13 protein-coding genes are annotated in these 16,461 nt (G+C 48.9%); 10 read left to right on the forward strand and 3 right to left on the reverse strand.

What is annotated here, in order from left to right; all coding sequences use genetic code 11:
- The first annotated feature begins 265 nt into the window (after positions 1 to 265).
- The 3 genes from FOB24_RS20085 (at position 266) to FOB24_RS20095 (ending at position 5,252) form a co-directional block, all read left to right on the forward strand.
- Entirely contained in the window at positions 266 to 1,609 is a 1,344-nt protein-coding gene (locus tag FOB24_RS20085; protein WP_085048840.1) for a TolC family outer membrane protein, read from the forward strand.
- A 90-nt stretch (positions 1,610 to 1,699) separates the two neighbouring features.
- Positions 1,700 to 3,892 (forward strand): type I secretion system permease/ATPase, encoded by a 2,193-nt coding sequence (locus FOB24_RS20090; RefSeq protein ID WP_223851219.1) that lies wholly within the window; start codon positions 1,700 to 1,702, stop codon positions 3,890 to 3,892.
- Complete coding sequence (locus FOB24_RS20095) at positions 3,879 to 5,252, forward strand: HlyD family type I secretion periplasmic adaptor subunit (protein ID WP_150345377.1); 1,374 nt, start codon at positions 3,879 to 3,881, stop codon at positions 5,250 to 5,252. The genes FOB24_RS20090 and FOB24_RS20095 overlap by 14 nt, the downstream gene beginning before the upstream one ends.
- Before the next feature lie 41 nt (positions 5,253 to 5,293).
- Here the strand turns inward: FOB24_RS20095 and FOB24_RS20100 are convergent, their stop codons facing one another.
- Entirely contained in the window at positions 5,294 to 5,851 is a 558-nt protein-coding gene (locus tag FOB24_RS20100; protein WP_223229541.1) for a helix-turn-helix domain-containing protein, read from the reverse strand.
- 494 nt (positions 5,852 to 6,345) lie between these two features.
- Here FOB24_RS20100 and FOB24_RS20105 point away from each other — a divergent pair, with 494 nt between their 5' ends.
- Together FOB24_RS20105 and FOB24_RS20110 are read left to right on the forward strand one after the other, a co-directional pair.
- Positions 6,346 to 7,131 carry a transcriptional regulator gene (locus tag FOB24_RS20105; protein ID WP_087856932.1) on the forward strand — a complete coding sequence of 262 codons (786 nt, stop codon included), beginning with the start codon at positions 6,346 to 6,348 and terminating at the stop codon, positions 7,129 to 7,131.
- Positions 7,131 to 7,643 carry a hypothetical protein gene (locus FOB24_RS20110; protein ID WP_150345378.1) on the forward strand — a complete coding sequence of 171 codons (513 nt, stop codon included), beginning with the start codon at positions 7,131 to 7,133 and terminating at the stop codon, positions 7,641 to 7,643. The genes FOB24_RS20105 and FOB24_RS20110 overlap by 1 nt, the downstream gene beginning before the upstream one ends.
- A 118-nt stretch (positions 7,644 to 7,761) precedes the next feature.
- On the opposite strand, the gene FOB24_RS20115 is transcribed toward FOB24_RS20110, so the two are convergent.
- Entirely contained in the window at positions 7,762 to 9,015 is a 1,254-nt protein-coding gene (locus tag FOB24_RS20115; protein WP_087856933.1) for an enolase C-terminal domain-like protein, read from the reverse strand.
- A 326-nt stretch (positions 9,016 to 9,341) separates the two neighbouring features.
- Here FOB24_RS20115 and FOB24_RS20120 point away from each other — a divergent pair, with 326 nt between their 5' ends.
- From FOB24_RS20120 to mutS, 5 genes are all read left to right on the forward strand, one after another.
- Positions 9,342 to 10,109, forward strand: coding sequence for an SDR family oxidoreductase (locus FOB24_RS20120; protein WP_085048833.1), 768 nt, complete (start codon positions 9,342 to 9,344; stop codon positions 10,107 to 10,109).
- A gap of 85 nt (positions 10,110 to 10,194) precedes the next feature.
- A complete protein-coding gene (locus FOB24_RS20125; RefSeq protein ID WP_085048832.1) occupies positions 10,195 to 11,547 on the forward strand; it encodes an MFS transporter in 1,353 nt (450 codons plus the stop codon).
- A gap of 10 nt (positions 11,548 to 11,557) precedes the next feature.
- On the forward strand, positions 11,558 to 12,607 hold the full coding sequence (idnD, locus tag FOB24_RS20130) for an L-idonate 5-dehydrogenase (RefSeq protein ID WP_087856934.1): 1,050 nt from the start codon (positions 11,558 to 11,560) through the stop codon (positions 12,605 to 12,607).
- Between the two features lie 87 nt (positions 12,608 to 12,694).
- Positions 12,695 to 13,408: a FadR/GntR family transcriptional regulator gene (locus FOB24_RS20135; RefSeq protein WP_085048830.1), complete on the forward strand. Its 714-nt coding sequence runs from the start codon at positions 12,695 to 12,697 to the stop codon at positions 13,406 to 13,408.
- Positions 13,409 to 13,610: 202 nt separating this feature from the next.
- Positions 13,611 to 16,172, forward strand: a complete 2,562-nt coding sequence (gene mutS / locus FOB24_RS20140; protein WP_038633127.1) for a DNA mismatch repair protein MutS — start codon at positions 13,611 to 13,613, stop codon at positions 16,170 to 16,172.
- A 45-nt stretch (positions 16,173 to 16,217) separates the two neighbouring features.
- On the opposite strand, the gene FOB24_RS20145 is transcribed toward mutS, so the two are convergent.
- Positions 16,218 to 16,454: a non-oxidative hydroxyarylic acid decarboxylases subunit D gene (locus tag FOB24_RS20145; protein WP_038633131.1), complete on the reverse strand. Its 237-nt coding sequence runs from the start codon at positions 16,452 to 16,454 to the stop codon at positions 16,218 to 16,220.
- Positions 16,455 to 16,461 lie beyond the last annotated feature (7 nt).

Below are 16,461 nucleotides of genomic sequence, written 5' to 3' on the forward strand. Positions count from 1 at the left end.
ATTCATTTAATGTAAACATTAATATCTCAATGTAGAAAAAAACACATTTTAAAGAATGCAATTACATGAGACTTGACTGGCAAATGAATATAATAAAAAATAACCAAAAATAAAACACGATGTGACAAAACATGTCTGAGAATAGCTGACCACAGGCTTCAATTAAGACAATTTACCTTTGTTAATTAATATAACGTGTTTGTAAAAATGGATGATAGCGACGACAGCAGGATGTCATAACCGTGTCATATAAGGCATTCATGTCATGAAGAAGTTTTTAGTTTTTCTGCTTTCATGCTTTTCAATATCCTCAGTAAATGCAGAAGACTTACAAAATACCGTTAAAAACGCTTTAGCTAATCATCCTGAAGTTAATGCCGCAATAAATAGCCGTTATTCTTCAGAGCAAGAGCTGCGGGCCGCTCAAGGTGGCTATTTACCCTCACTCAATTTAAATGCAGAGGCCGGACGCAAAAATGTTGATGATGCAACGACTCGCGCGGCAGGACGCAATAACGGTCTGACCCAGTCACCTAACGAAGCGACGCTGAGTCTTGAGCAAAATGTGTTTAATGGTTTTGCCACCTCCAGCGAAGTTGCACGGCAAAAAGCGACCGTTGACTCGCGCGCCTGGAGCGTGATGAACACCAGCGAAAGTACCGCTTATGCGGTCATTCAGGCCTATTTCGACGTGCTACAACGCGAAGAGTTTGTTCGCCTTGCTGAGGACGATCTGGCGAACCACGAACGCATTTACGACCAGATAAAACTGCGTACCGATCAGGGAGTTGGGCGCTCAGGGGACTTTATGCAAGCCGAAGCGCGTCTGGCGCAGGCGCGTAATAACTTGCTGACCGAGCAGACGAATCTTGAAGACGCGAAAACCACCTTTGTCAGCGTGACGGGCATGGATCCGCAAGGTTTAAGCCTGCCCGAGAGTATTGACTCTCAGTTGCCCACCTCGCTGGAAGACGCCAAAAGTCGGATGGAAAAAAACAGTCCATTACTGAAATCCGCCAATGCGGATATCGACGCCGCGCATCAGCAGTATGAGGCCTCGAAATCAACCTTCTATCCGCGCGTGGACGTTGAGCTTTCCCGCGGGATTAGTAATAACACCGACACCACCCGCGCCCATACTGAAGAGTGGGAAGCAATGGTAAAACTGCATTACAACCTGTACCAGGGCGGTAGCGACAAAGCCAATATGAACTCCCGCGCGTATCTGCATAAACAGGCGCAGGACGTACGCAATAACACGCTACGCCAGCTGAATCAGGAGCTGCGCCTGGCCTGGACGGCGTTACAAAACGCACGCGCTCAGCTTCCTTCAGCGGAAGAATATGCCGACCGTAGCGTTAAAGTGCGCACTGCTTATCAGGATCAATTCAGTCTTGGCGAACGTACGCTGCTGGATTTGCTCGACAGTGAAAATGAAGTTTTTTCTTCTAAACGTCGCCTTGTTGAACTGCGTTATCTGGCGATGACCAGCGGCTACCGTATTAGCGAACGCACGGGTGAATTAATGAATATTCTAAAAATCACACCGCCGCCATCAGGGCAACCGGTCGATTCACAACAAGAAAATAGCTTACCGGATCTGCATTAATAATTATTAATCCAAAATAAATCTCTGACCTGCACGCTGATAATTAGCTTGCTATTATTTTAACGTGCACGGTCAGAAATGGTTGCGAAAATGAGTGCACAAGCTGAATTATTAAATGAAGTATCCGGGAATTATGCTTCTCCTAATTCTCAACATCACGACCCCCGCAGTTATAATGACGATCCGTTATTAGATAGCTTACTCATTCTGTGTGCGTTGCACGGTAAACCGGCGAGCCGTTCAACATTAAGCAGTGGTTTGCCATTAGAAAACGATCGGCTCACGCTGAATATATTTCCACGCGCGGCGGCAAGGGCCGGTTTAAAGGCGCGGATTGTCACGCGCGCGCTCGATAAAATTCCGGCCATGTCTCTGCCTGCAGTCCTGTTACTGCGTTCTGGCGGAACCGGAGTATTACTGGCATGGAACGACGACGGCAGCGCCCGCTTTATGCCCAGCGAAAGCGAAGGTGGGGAGATTTGCGTCGATGTCGCCACGCTTGAACAAAGCTATGCCGGTAAAGTGATTTTTGCTCATCCGCGCCACGAATTCGATTTGCAGGCGGAAGCTTTTCTGCCACGTACCAAATCCTGGTTTAAAGACACCCTGAAGCTGTCACGTTTCCTGTATATGGATGCGGTGCTGGCCAGCCTGCTGATCAACCTGATTGCGCTCGGCACGCCGCTCTTCACCATGAACGTCTATGACCGGGTCGTACCTAACCAGGCAACGGTCACGCTGTGGGTGTTGGCGGTCGGTATCTGCCTGGCTTTTGTTTTTGATCTGATATTGAAAATGCTGCGCGGTATCTGCCTTGATATTGCGGGCAAAAAAAGCGATCTCATCATCTCCTCAACGCTGTTTGAGCGCATTATCGGCATGGAGATGAAAGAACGTCCGGCGCGGGTGGGCAGCTTTGCGCAGAATATTCACGAGTTTCAGTCGCTGCGTGATTTCCTCTCATCACTTACGCTGACGACGATTATCGATCTGCCCTTCACCCTGCTGCTGCTGATCGTTATCGGGATTATCGGCGGTGCGCTGGCCTGGATCCCGCTCCTGACGCTGCCGATTGCTTTGTTGTGCAGTTGGGCGTTACAAAAACCGGTCAACGCGGCAGTCACTAAAACCATGAGTCTCGCCAGCGAACGCCAGGCATTGCTGATTGAAACCCTGAGCAGCCTGGATGCCATCAAAGTGAACAATGCCCAGAGCGAACGCCAGTTTCAGTGGGAACAAACGCTGGGCAGCCTGAGTCGCCTCGAGCTACGGGTGAAAACGTTGTCCAGCCTGGCGAGCAACCTGACCGGCTGGTTCCAGCAAATCTCCGGGGTGGTGATGATTATCGTCGGGGTGTACATGATTATCGGCGGCAAACTGAGTATGGGGGGACTTATCGCCTGCTACATGCTCAACGGCCGGGCATTAATGCCGCTGGGTCAGTTAACCGGCCTTATCGCCCGTTATCAGCAGGCGAAGCTCACCATCAAAAATACCGAGAAAATGATGTCGCTGGCGCAGGAGCGTCGCGCGGATGAAAATCCGCTCAAACGTGAGCAGCTACAGGGCAGCATAGAATTTCGCGATGTCGATTTCAGCTACCCCGAACAACAGAACCTGTCGCTGCAAAAAATTAATCTGACCATTCAGCCCGGGGAACGAATCGGCATCATCGGACGCAGTGGTTCCGGTAAAAGTTCGCTCAGCAAACTGCTGGTCAATCTGTACCAGCCCAGCGCCGGAAATATTCTGATCGACGGTATCGATTCTCGTCAGTTGGATGTGAACGATCTGCGCCACAGCATCGGCTACGTGCCGCAGGATATCCAGTTGTTCAATGGCACGCTACGCGACAATTTGCTGTGCGGGGCGCGTTATATCGATGACGAAACCATGCTGCGGGCAGCAGAACTGGCCGGCGTCAACGATTTTGCGCGCTTGCATCCTGACGGCTATAACCTGCAGGTTGGCGAGCGCGGCTCCCGACTTTCCGGCGGACAGCGGCAGGCGGTAGCGCTGGCGCGCGCGCTTTTGCTGGATCCGCCTCTTCTGTTACTGGATGAACCCACCAGCTCGATGGACAACACCAGCGAGGAGAAGATCAAACACGCGTTGGTCCCCTGCATCGCGGGCAAAACGTTATTACTGGTTACGCACCGCGCTTCCATGCTGTCGCTGGTTGACCGCCTGATTATTGTCGATAAAGGACGCATCATCGCGGATGGCCCGAAAGCTGTGGTGATGGATGCGTTGAAAAAGGGGCAGATTAATGCATCTCGCTGATTTCCTGGCTCGTGCCCGCCGCGCTATGCAGCACTATTTTCATGGCCGTGATGAAAATCAAACTGACAGTATCAATGAAGTCAGCCAGGCCATTATTGATGACTCCCCGAGAGTGATTCGACTGACGCTGTGGACGATCCTCGCGCTGGTGGTGTTGTCTTTCGTGTGGGCTGGCTTTGCGAAAATCGATGAAGTCACCCGCGGGGAAGGTAAAGCGATCCCGTCATCCAAACTGCAAAAGATCCAGAACCTGGAAGGTGGGATCGTCACCGAACTGTATGTGCACGAAGGGCAAATTGTTAACCCCGGAACGCCGTTGCTGCATCTGGATGATACGCGCTTTGCCTCTAACGTCGGCGAAACAGAAGCGGATAAACTCGGCCTGCGGGCAAAAGTTGAGCGCCTGACGGCGGAAGTTGAAAACCGGGACTTTGCTATTTCCCCAGAGATTGCCAGCAAAGCGCCGGATGTCGCGCGGGGAGAAACTGAACTGTACAACAGCCGCCGGGAGCAGTTTCACAACGAAATATCCGGACTTGAAGAACAGTTAGTGCAGAAAAAACAGGAGTTGCGCGACTTTGAATCGAAAGAAGAGCAGTTTAAGCACAGCCTCGGGTTAATACGCCAGGAAATCAAAATGTCCGAGCCGCTGCTCGCCTCGGGCGCCATTTCGAAAGTGGAATTACTGCGCCTGCGTCGTACCGAAGTGGAAACCGCCGGGCAGCTCAACTCTGTTAGTTTGTCGCTGCCCAAAGCCGCGTCAGAAATTAAAGAGATTGAGAATAAAATCGGCGAGAGTCGAGGCCGCTTCCAGAGCGATGCGCTGGCTCAACTCAACGAGGCCCGTACCAATCTGAGCAAAACCCAGGCCAGCGTAAAAGCGCTGGAAGACCGGGTGAATCGTACCATGGTCACTTCACCGGTGCGCGGTATCGTCCAGCAGGTGATGGTGAATACCATCGGCGGCGTCATCCAGCCTGGCAGCGATCTGGTAGAAATCGTTCCGTTGGATGACAAGCTGTTAATCGAAGCCAAAATACAGCCGCGCGATATTGCCTTTCTCCATCCGGGTCAGCATGCAATGGTGAAATTTACGGCCTACGATTACACCATCTATGGCGGTCTGCAGGGCGAGGTGGTGCAGATAAGTCCGGACACCGTCACCGATAAACAGGGGCGAAGCTTTTACATTGTTCGCCTGCAAACGGACAAAAACTACCTGGGAACGAAAGAGCATCCGATGCTGATAATCCCAGGCATGGTAGCAAGTGTCGATATTCTCACTGGCAGGAAAACGATTCTCAGCTATCTGTTAAAACCGATTATTCGCGCTCGCGCGGAGGCACTCAGAGAACGTTAAGCGTCTGCGCTCCCTTTTATCATGTCAGGGAGCGCATAAATTTATAACGGAGTACAGAAGGAAAGTTTTCCCCGGTTTAACGTGATTTTCCCGTCATTAACCAGTTCCTGTAAAACCTTGTGGATGGCGCTGCGGGAGATATGATTACGGGTCAAAATAAAGGTATACACGGACGTTTTCTCACGCACCTCAGGTTCCATCGACCAAATATATTTTACGTGTTCAATAATCTGCTCACGAATGGTGCGATGCGACTGCAACGCTTCACGCTGGAAATAGCGTTGCAGGTGATGCGTTAAGATATCAAACGCCTGCTTCCATAAGTTTTTAGCGGTAAACAAATGATCGGCGTTCTGCACGCTCATTGCCCACATTTCACAATCGGTATCGCAACGTAAATAGTGTCCGGCGACTTCAGTGCGCATTTGCGGCAAACCGAGTATGGCCGGAGCAGAAATACTCACGGTTACCAGATCATTTTCCACACGATAAACAGAGACGGTCCCTTTCTCCAGAAACAAGATATTTCCATCAACCTTCAGATCAATACGCTGGCGTTTTTTGCGTAACGACAGCCAGGCATTATCTGACTTCTTCATTTCATCACCCACAAGTACTACAGCATTTTCAATTTCTTTCTGGAACATGGGACTCTCTACCGCAAATTATGGCTTTATCAAAATTCACTTAGCATCAAAAATAAATGTCAGCCCTCAAGAAAGCTGACATTTATCCCTCTTCTACATCTGCCACCGGCATTCCCTGGTGCCGTGGGCGCGTTCAGACACATGCTGTTTTCGCGTGGTGGCGTCAGGCAGTATATTGCGCTGTCCATAAAGAATTAATGGCAATCATCTTTGCCGCCATTATTTCATCTTTCTCTTCTTTGCAAGGTAGCCAAAAAGACACAGTCCATTGATTTATATATGGTTTATTTTTATTAAAAAAGTTATCATTGTTGTTATATTATGATACTAATTTGAAACACTTCGCGATTTCCGTTGTAGGATCGGGGCCATGCTGGTAGCTATTATGGGCTAAGTGGTATCATGGCTTACCAGCCACCTGGCGCATTATCAAGAGTAGAGACACTATGCCTGAGACTGGCAATGTCAGTTATCTGATTGAAAATAAAATAATATTTACGCCAGCCACACAATGTCTGGCGCGAGTAGCTCAACCCAATCAGCAGATAAAACTCAAACACTCAGCGTCATTATGTCTTTTATTACTTATTCAGCATCGCGGCCAGGTGGTTTCACAAAACGAACTACTGGAGTTTGGCTGGGGTAAAAACCATCGTCAGGTTAGTTTCAATGCCTTTTATCAAAGCATTCTCTCCCTGCGTAAAAGTTTGCTACAGCTGGATCTGGAGCAACCGCTAATCACAACCATCCCTCGCAAGGGGTTGATTATCCAGGAATCGTTTGACATTCAGACGATTGAGACGCCAGAGGGGATCTCTTCTTCAGGTGAAGAGTCCGTGGCCCCGGATACCGTTATAGAAGATCTGTTGCCCGGGACACCGCGTCAATCTTTGTTCACCACCGCAGAAATAATCATGGTGACGCTGACTCTTATAATTTGCGCGCTTATATTATACCCATGGCAGGCCAGCGATGATTATTTTTCCAACTATATCACGGTCAGCAAAACGCCCACTGACTGTCAGTATTACTTTAACAATGATGCCAGTAATTTCTCCCGGCATACGGCGTTTATCAACAACAATCCGGGATTGTGTCAGAGCAATAAATTCATTTATATTACGACCTATCCTGAGTCAAAGAAATTGTCCGTGCTTGTATGTCGCTCACCGATGAAAGCCAGGCAAGACAACGCCTGTCAGTCGGTTTATTACCCCCGGTATGATAGCTAATGAATTTATATCCCCGCACGTCCCGCATCCGGACAGGTGTAATCCTGCTGATCTGTTTTGCTGCGCTCATGGTTACTGCCGTCTATCGGTTCAGTAAAAACACAGGTGAACGTCATAATCTGACCTGTCGTTCAGCCATCGAAATAGTACGTAATACAAGCTCATTTCGTGGGATTATTGATATTAAAATCGGCGGGAGTAAAGGCATTGTGAATGTTGATGGTATCATCAAAGATGCCAGAAATAATGAGCAAACCGTGCAACGCATGGTCCTGTTTACACAATCCAGCTACGGCTCAAGTCCGGTCTGGATTTCACAGAAAATACAAATATCCAATCGCGAAACGGCCCCCGCCAGCCTTATTCAGGAACTGCTCCCCGACTTTTTCCTGACCAATACCAGCGTATCCAACGTCGATTATTTTGCGCTAAATAGCAAGACGTATCTGATTACCAAAGAAGGGATCCCCTACCTGTACTGCCAGAATTATGCGTTGCCGCAAAATGAATAATAAGTAAGCGTTCTGGCGGCCAAACCTACGGGGGAATGTCAGTGGCCAGGTTTATCGTTCCCCCTCTCCGGTAAGATGGCCGTAGACACCACGCTATCCTACGGCCTCTGTACGCGAATTATGGTCTGGAGGCCGTGCCATCAGGAGTCCGCGCCATCGTCCAGGACGGAATCCCCCCTTCACAGGGGTATTTCGCCGCTTCCGCTTCGTTAATATCGATGCCGAGACCGGGCTTATCATTCAGGTATGCATAGCCCCGATCAATCTCCGGGCAGCCAGGAAAGACGTCGCGCAACGCGTCATTCATCGGCGTATATTCCTGAATGCCAAAGTTGGGTGAACTCATATCCAGGTGCATGTTTGCGCAGACGCCAACGGGAGAAATATCACCCGGTCCATGCCATGCCGTACGAATACCATTTAGCTCACTATATACCGCCAATTTCTTCGCAGGCGTAATTCCACCAATAGTACTGACATGGCAGCGAATGTAATCAATAAGTTTGTTGTCGATAAGAGGTTTCCATTCGTTAACGTTAACGAACAACTCCCCCATAGAGATAGGCGTGGAGGATTGCTGGCGCAACATTTTCAGCCAGCCGATATTTTCTGGCGCCACCGGATCTTCAAGATAAAAGAGCTGAAATGGTTCTAGCGTTTTAGCCAGATTAACCGCAGTAACTGGCGTTACCCGCTCATGTACGTCATGAATAAATTCGATCCCAAATCCCAGTTTATTGCGTAAATGTTCAAACAGCCGTGGAACACTTCTTGCGTAGGCATCAGGGTCAAAATAGATGCCAGCCGTTTTCGTTCGGGGCGAACGTTTGGGTTGAATGTTTTTTGCTCGAGCAAGCTGAGTTGCGATAAGTTTTAAATCATCCGTTCCCGCTCCGCCATACATTCCCATCTGACAGCGCACATACTGATACCCCTCCTCCATCCGGGCACGAATGTTGTCTTCCACTTCCACTTCATCGCCGCCATCGGTATGGCAGTATAAAGGAATACCATCGCGGCACTTGCCTCCCAGCAACTCATAAACAGGCATTCCCGCAAGTTTGCCTTTGATATCCCACAGCGCCATATCAACGCCCGATAAGGCATTGTTCATGATGGGGCCATTACGCCAGTAACCGCTGACGGCTCCGGACTGCCAGATATCCTCAATACGACGCGGATCTTTGCCAATCAGGAATGGCGCCATAAATTCATCTATCGCACTTTTGACCGCAGCAATACGCTGTGTAAATGTCGCGCACCCTAATCCGTACAACCCCGGCTCATTAGTCTCGATTTTTACAACCGCCAGGTCGATACCTCCAGGGGCCGTCAAAATCGTTTTCACATTCGTAATCTTCAGGTTACTCACTTTAGCTTCCTCATCAAGTCAATTAATGTTCAGCGAACTGCATCGTCTGCCACGCCTCAATGTTGTAAGTTGTCCTACAAATTTACGTTGTTATATCACGATGCTTTTGTATCTGTGATGGCGATACTTCATTTTGTGATCTCGATCATGCCAACAAAAACAAAATCATTAAATATCAATGATATAAAACAAACGAAATAATGAATTCGAAACTTGTTTGTGATCCGCATTGCAATTTCATATACCAAGAATTGATTTTAAGTTGTTATAAACCCACCCTAACAATACATCAGTCGTCATACATATTTATCTACGAGGAAAGCTACATGAGCGATTTATTTAATCTTCAGGGGAAAACCGCAATGGTTACCGGATCTGCTCGCGGGTTAGGATTTTCTTACGCTCAGGGACTTGCCGCAGCAGGCGCGACGGTGATCCTGAATGATATTCGCGAAGCTCTGCTAGAGGATTCTGTCAAAACGCTGACGGCACAAGGCTATTGCGCACACGGTCTGGCCTTTGACGTTACGGACGAAGAGGCCATTGAAAAAGCGTTCAATACGCTGGATGCACAGAATATCCAGGTTGATATTGTGATCAACAACGCGGGAATTCAGTACCGTAAGCCGATGGTTGAACTGGAACTGGAACACTGGCAAAAAGTAATTGATACCAACCTGACCAGCGCATTTCTGGTCTCCCGCGCTGCCGCAAAACGGATGATTTCACGCCAGAGCGGAGGAAAAATAATTAACATTGGCTCATTAACCAGTCAGGCAGCCAGGCCTACCGTAGCGCCTTACACAGCAGCCAAAGGCGGGATCAAAATGCTTACCTGCTCGATGGCGGCGGAATGGGCACAATTTAACATTCAGACCAACGCGATCGGTCCGGGTTATATTCTGACGGATATGAATACCGCGCTAATTGAAGATGAGAAGTTTGATAGCTGGGTGAAAAATAGCAATCCGTCTCAGCGATGGGGACATCCGCAAGAATTAATTGGTACTGCAGTTTTCCTGTCATCAAAAGCATCTGATTATATCAACGGGCAAATTATTTACGTCGATGGTGGATGGCTGGCTGTTTTATAAAAACAATCACCCTACATTTTGCCTTTAAAATCACGGGATATCTTTTTCAGCAAAGAAGATATTCCGATAAAATACGGGCCTTATTATGAAAGCTTCGAGATCTCGACTATTTATTCTTTCCTTATTATTTGTTGTTACTGCCATAAATTATATGGATCGGGCAAATCTTGCCGTCGCGGGTTCGAATATACAAAATGATTTCAATCTAACTCCAACACAGCTTGGTTTGCTTTTCTCAATGTTTACATGGGCCTATGCTGCAAGTCAGATTCCGGTAGGCTATGTTTTAGACCGTATCGGGTCACGTGTTTTATATGGTGGAGCTATCATTCTGTGGAGTGTTTTCACTTTTATGATGGGGTTTTCTTCACATCATTTATTTGCTACCTCAACAGCCTCTTTTGCAATGCTCTTAGTTTGTCGCGCATTGATCGGAGTAGCAGAAGCTCCATCGTTTCCATCAAATACAAAAATTATTGCAACATGGTTCCCTGACCATGAACGTGCACGCGCCACTGCAATATACTCCAGCGCTCAATACATTGGATTAGCCCTGTTAACACCTGCGCTCTCCTTCATCGTCGCTACCTATGGGTGGGAGATGTCATTTTATTTATCTGGCGCAGCAGGCATTTTATTTGGTATATATTGGCTAATCTATTATCGCGATCCCCAGCATAGTAAGTCCGTCAATCAGGCAGAGCTTGAATATATTAAGGCAGGCGGGGGATATGGCTCGGTGAACCAAGCGGCTGTAAGCAAAAAAATTAGCTGGCATGACATCAAATTTTTCCTGGGTAAGAAAACTATTTGGGGATTATTTATCACTCAGTTTGCCTGCTCATCAACACTCTACTTCTTTTTGACATGGTTTATTGTTTATCTGGAACAAGGTCTGCATCTTTCCATTTCTAAAGCTGGGATCGGCGCGATGCTGCCTTATATTATGGCAATGTTTGGCGTACTTTGCGGTGGAACATTAAGCGATCTCTTATTGAAAAAAGGTAAATCAAGGACGTTTGCACGCAAGTTACCTGTGATGGTTGGACTCTGTGTCACCATGATTATTGGTATTGTTAATTTCTTCGAAAATCAGCCAGTAATAGCTATTGTGATACTGTCTATTGCCTTTTTTGCTAATGCTTTTTCAAATTTAGGATGGGTAGTCTGGAGCGATGTTATTCCACGTAATTTCCTTGGTACCATGGGCGGCTTTTTGAATATATGTGGAAACCTGTCTGGTATTATCAGCCCCATCGTTATTGGTATTATTCTTCAGGAAACACATAATTTCCAGTATGCCATGTGGTATATCGCAGGTGTCGCAGCCCTAGGCTTATTAGCTTATATGTTTCTGGTTGGTAAAATAGATGTCATCGTTCCCGATGAAAAAAACATTTCCACGAAAGAAACAACACCCGTTACTGCTAACAAATAATGAGGTAAGTATGAGTTCTGAAAAGATAATTTGTAAAGCCTGTCTGGCTCATGCAGAAAAAGATATTCGATTTGAATCCCGCGAAATTGAGCATAATGAAAATCAGGTGCTAGTAAAGGTGGCTTGTGGTGGTATTTGCGGTTCCGATATCCATTACTATCAACATGGGCGTGCCGGCATGTCTATCCTTAAAAATCCGATGGTTATTGGTCATGAGTTTGTTGGAATTGTAAAAAAAGCACAGGATGGTTGTGGGCTGAAACCGGGCCAAACTGTTGCGATAAACCCATCCAGTCCGTGCAATCAATGTGAGATGTGCCTATCAGGCCATCAAAACCTCTGCGGTAATATGCGTTTTATGGGCAGTGCCCAGTTTAATCCTCATGTTAACGGCGGCTTCTCCGAATACGTTTCCGTCAAGCCGGAACAATGCATACCCTATAAGAAAGAAATTTCTGCGTCGGTAATGGCTTTCTCTGAACCCTTAGCCGTCTCTATTCACGCCATTAAAATGGCAGGTCAACTAACAGGGAAAAAAGTATTAATTATTGGCGCAGGACCTATCGGATGCCTGATCCTGGCTGCCGCCAAAAGCGCAGGCGCTTCTGAAGCCGTAGTTTCCGATTTGAGCCCTCGCTGCCTAGAACTGGCACAAAAAATGGGCGCAACAAACGTAATGGATCCACGTGATGAGAATCAGGTTGCCCATTATCAAAAACACAAAGGCTATTTCGATGTGGTTTTTGAAGCCTCTGGCTCACCCGCTGCTATCTCTTCAACGGTTGATTTCACTCGACCTTCTGGTGTTATTGTACAGGTGGGGATGGGACCCAGTCCCGTTAACTGGCCGGTATCAGCCATGTTGGTGAAAGAAATTCGCTGGGTGGGTTCGTTCCGCTTCATCGATGAGTTTGTAACGGCGGTACGTTGGCTGGAAGATGGACGAGTCGATCCCCGTCCTCTGATTAGCGCAGAATACGCCCCAGAAAAAATAGAAGAGGCGCTTATTACTGCCACTGACAAAAATATCTCAGCAAAGGTACTTATTCGTTTCGATTAACAGGAAAAGCGCCGTCAGAGGCGCTTTTTTCTTATGTATGAGTTGCTATACTATGGACCAATTCAGGGATCAGGACGGACACTAAACTTGAGCATAAAATCCATTCAAAAACAGAATGTTGTAAATGAAATTTATGATCAGATAAGCAGTAAATTGCTGGACGGCAGTTGGCCCCCCGGTAGTCGTCTCCCGTCGGAAGCTGAACTTACCGCATCATTCAACGTCAGCCGGGTCAGTGTTCGCAGCGCAGTACAGCGCTTTCGTGATTTAGGTATTGTTGTAACTCGCCAGGGAAGCGGCAGTTATGTCAGCGATAACTTCACACCAAAGATGCTGAGTAACGATCCCCGTCCTATCATGCATCTTAGCCGTGAAGAGTTTCACGATATGATGATTTTTCGCCAGACGGTTGAATTTAAGTGTGTCGAGTTAGCCGTAACTCATGCAACAGATGATGATATTCACTGCTTGGAACAAGCTCTCAACAATATGTTGATTAACAAAGGCGATTATAAAAAGTACTCTGAGGCGGATTACGACTTTCATCTGGCTATTGTCAAAGCCTCCCACAATAGCGTGTTTTATAATGTGATGAATTCCATTAAAGACATCTATTACTACTACCTTGAAGAGCTTAATCGCGCGCTGGGAATTACGCTTGAAAGCGTTGAAGCCCATATAAAGGTGTATATGTCCATAAAGAATCGCGATGCAACAACTGCCGTTAAAGTACTCAATGAAGCAATGTCAGAGAACATTACCGCCATTGAAAAAATAAAATCCACAACTGATTCACTATAATGATGAGTGCTACCAGTAAATCCCCCTCCCCAGAATACATTGTCATCGTCTGAGTCGCCCCGGAGCGGAATCTGGATCGAGAAGTCATCCTTCCCCGCTTTCCCTGAAAAGCATATCTCCGTTATCATGTGCCTCTTATGTGATAACAACGAAAACAAGAATATCGCAATCCATTGAAAATCAGGGAACTGGACACAACTCCATGAGTACAATCGATAATCTCGACGCCCACACCCCAATGATGCAGCAGTATCTCAAGCTGAAAGCTCAGCACCCGGAAATACTGCTGTTTTACCGCATGGGCGACTTTTATGAACTGTTTTATGACGATGCGAAACGCGCGTCTCAGCTGCTTGATATCTCCCTGACTAAGCGCGGCGCATCCGCAGGCGAGCCCATCCCAATGGCGGGTATTCCCCACCATGCGGTAGAAAACTACCTTGCCAAGCTGGTCAATCAAGGGGAATCCGTCGCTATTTGCGAACAGATTGGCGATCCGGCCACCAGCAAAGGACCGGTGGAGCGTAAAGTTGTGCGCATCGTTACGCCCGGCACCATCAGTGATGAAGCGCTGTTACAGGAGCGCCAGGACAACCTGCTGGCCGCCGTCTGGCAGGACAGCAAAGGCTACGGCTATGCCACGCTGGACATCAGCTCCGGGCGTTTTCGCGTTAGCGAGCCTGCCGACCGCGAGACCATGGCCGCCGAACTGCAGCGAACTAACCCGGCGGAACTGCTGTATGCCGAAGATTTTGCAGAAACCTCACTGATTGAAGGACGTCGCGGCCTGCGCCGCCGTCCGCTGTGGGAATTTGAAATTGATACTGCCCGTCAGCAGTTAAATCTGCAGTTTGGCACACGAGACCTGATTGGCTTTGGCGTTGAGAACGCCCCGCGCGGATTATGCGCTGCTGGCTGTCTGCTGCAATATGTGAAAGATACCCAGCGTACCTCACTGCCGCATATTCGTTCCATCACCATGGAGCGTCAGCAGGACAGCATCATTATGGATGCCGCCACCCGCCGCAATCTGGAGATCACCCAGAACCTGGCTGGCGGCGTTGAAAACACATTGGCTTCGGTACTCGACTGCACCGTAACACCGATGGGCAGCCGTATGCTCAAGCGCTGGCTGCATATGCCGGTCCGCGACACCAAAATCCTCACTGAACGCCAACAAACAATCGGCGCGCTACAGGATATCACCAGCGAATTGCAACCCGTGCTGCGTCAGGTGGGCGATCTGGAACGCATTCTGGCGCGTCTCGCTCTGCGTACCGCGCGCCCGCGCGATCTGGCCCGCATGCGCCACGCTTTCCAGCAACTCCCAGAACTACGCGCGCAACTGGAAAACGTAGACAGCGCCCCGGTGCAGATGCTGCGTGAGAAAATGGGGGAGTTTGCGGAGCTGCGTGAACTGCTGGAACGCGCCGTAGTGGAAGCTCCACCGGTGCTGGTACGCGACGGCGGCGTCATCGCGTCTGGCTATAACGAAGAGCTGGACGAGTGGCGAGCGCTGGCCGATGGCGCAACCGACTACCTCGACAGACTGGAGATCCGCGAGCGCGAACGCACGGGTCTTGATACGCTGAAAGTTGGATTCAACGCCGTTCACGGATACTACATTCAGATCAGTCGTGGACAGAGCCATCTGGCGCCAATTAATTACGTGCGTCGCCAGACGTTGAAAAACGCTGAACGCTACATTATTCCAGAACTGAAAGAGTATGAAGACAAAGTTCTGACTTCCAAAGGTAAGGCGCTGGCACTGGAAAAACAGCTATACGACGAGCTGTTCGATATGCTGCTGCCGCATCTGGCTGATTTACAACAGAGCGCCAGCGCGCTGGCGGAGCTGGACGTCCTGGTCAACCTCGCAGAACGTGCTTATACGTTGAATTACACCTGTCCGATCTTCACCGATAAACCCGGTATTCGTATTACCGAGGGTCGTCACCCGGTGGTGGAGCAGGTACTGACAGAGCCGTTTATCGCCAACCCGCTCAACCTTTCCCCACAGCGCCGGATGCTGATCATCACCGGGCCGAACATGGGGGGAAAAAGTACCTATATGCGCCAGACCGCATTGATTGCGCTGCTGGCGTATATCGGCAGCTATGTCCCGGCACAAAAAGTCGAGATTGGGCCTATCGACCGTATATTTACCCGCGTTGGCGCGGCGGATGATCTGGCCTCGGGTCGTTCCACCTTCATGGTTGAGATGACCGAAACCGCCAACATTCTGCATAATGCTACCGAAAACAGCCTGGTGCTGATGGATGAGATTGGACGCGGCACTTCAACCTACGACGGCCTGTCGCTGGCATGGGCGTGCGCAGAAAACCTGGCGAATAAAATCAAAGCATTAACATTGTTCGCCACCCACTACTTCGAACTGACTCAGTTACCGGAGAAGATGGAAGGCGTCGCGAATGTACATCTGGACGCGTTAGAGCATGGCGATACCATCGCCTTTATGCACAGCGTACAGGATGGCGCGGCGAGCAAGAGCTATGGCCTGGCGGTAGCAGCCCTGGCAGGTGTGCCGAAAGAGGTCATAAAACGTGCGCGGCAAAAACTGCGCGAACTGGAAAGCATCGCGCCGAATGTTGCCGCAACCCAGGTCGATGGTACACAGATGTCGCTGCTTTCGGTTGCGGAAGAAACATCTCCCGCCGTTGAAGCGCTGGAAAATCTCGACCCGGATTCACTCACGCCTCGCCAGGCACTGGAATGGATCTATCGGTTAAAAAGTCTGGTGTAACGCCGTTGTGCCGGGTACGGTTTCGCCGCACCCGGCATTTTTTGATTAACGCTTATCTTCCGCCAGCAGCGGCGGGATACTTGGCACCATTGGCGCATCGTCGATATCTTTCTGCGTCATGCGAAACGCTTGCGGATAATGCTCGCGGCTGGTACGGCGTAGCGGCTCGGTATTACGCCAGGTGTACAGACAATGCTGGCACTGATATACGGTCCAGACACCTTTTACCGGCGAGTTCGCCATCACTTCAATATGTTCATCGGCACAACGTGGACAAATCATCTGCTAC

The organism is Citrobacter werkmanii (genome assembly GCF_008693645.1).
Taxonomy (GTDB): domain Bacteria; phylum Pseudomonadota; class Gammaproteobacteria; order Enterobacterales; family Enterobacteriaceae; genus Citrobacter; species Citrobacter werkmanii.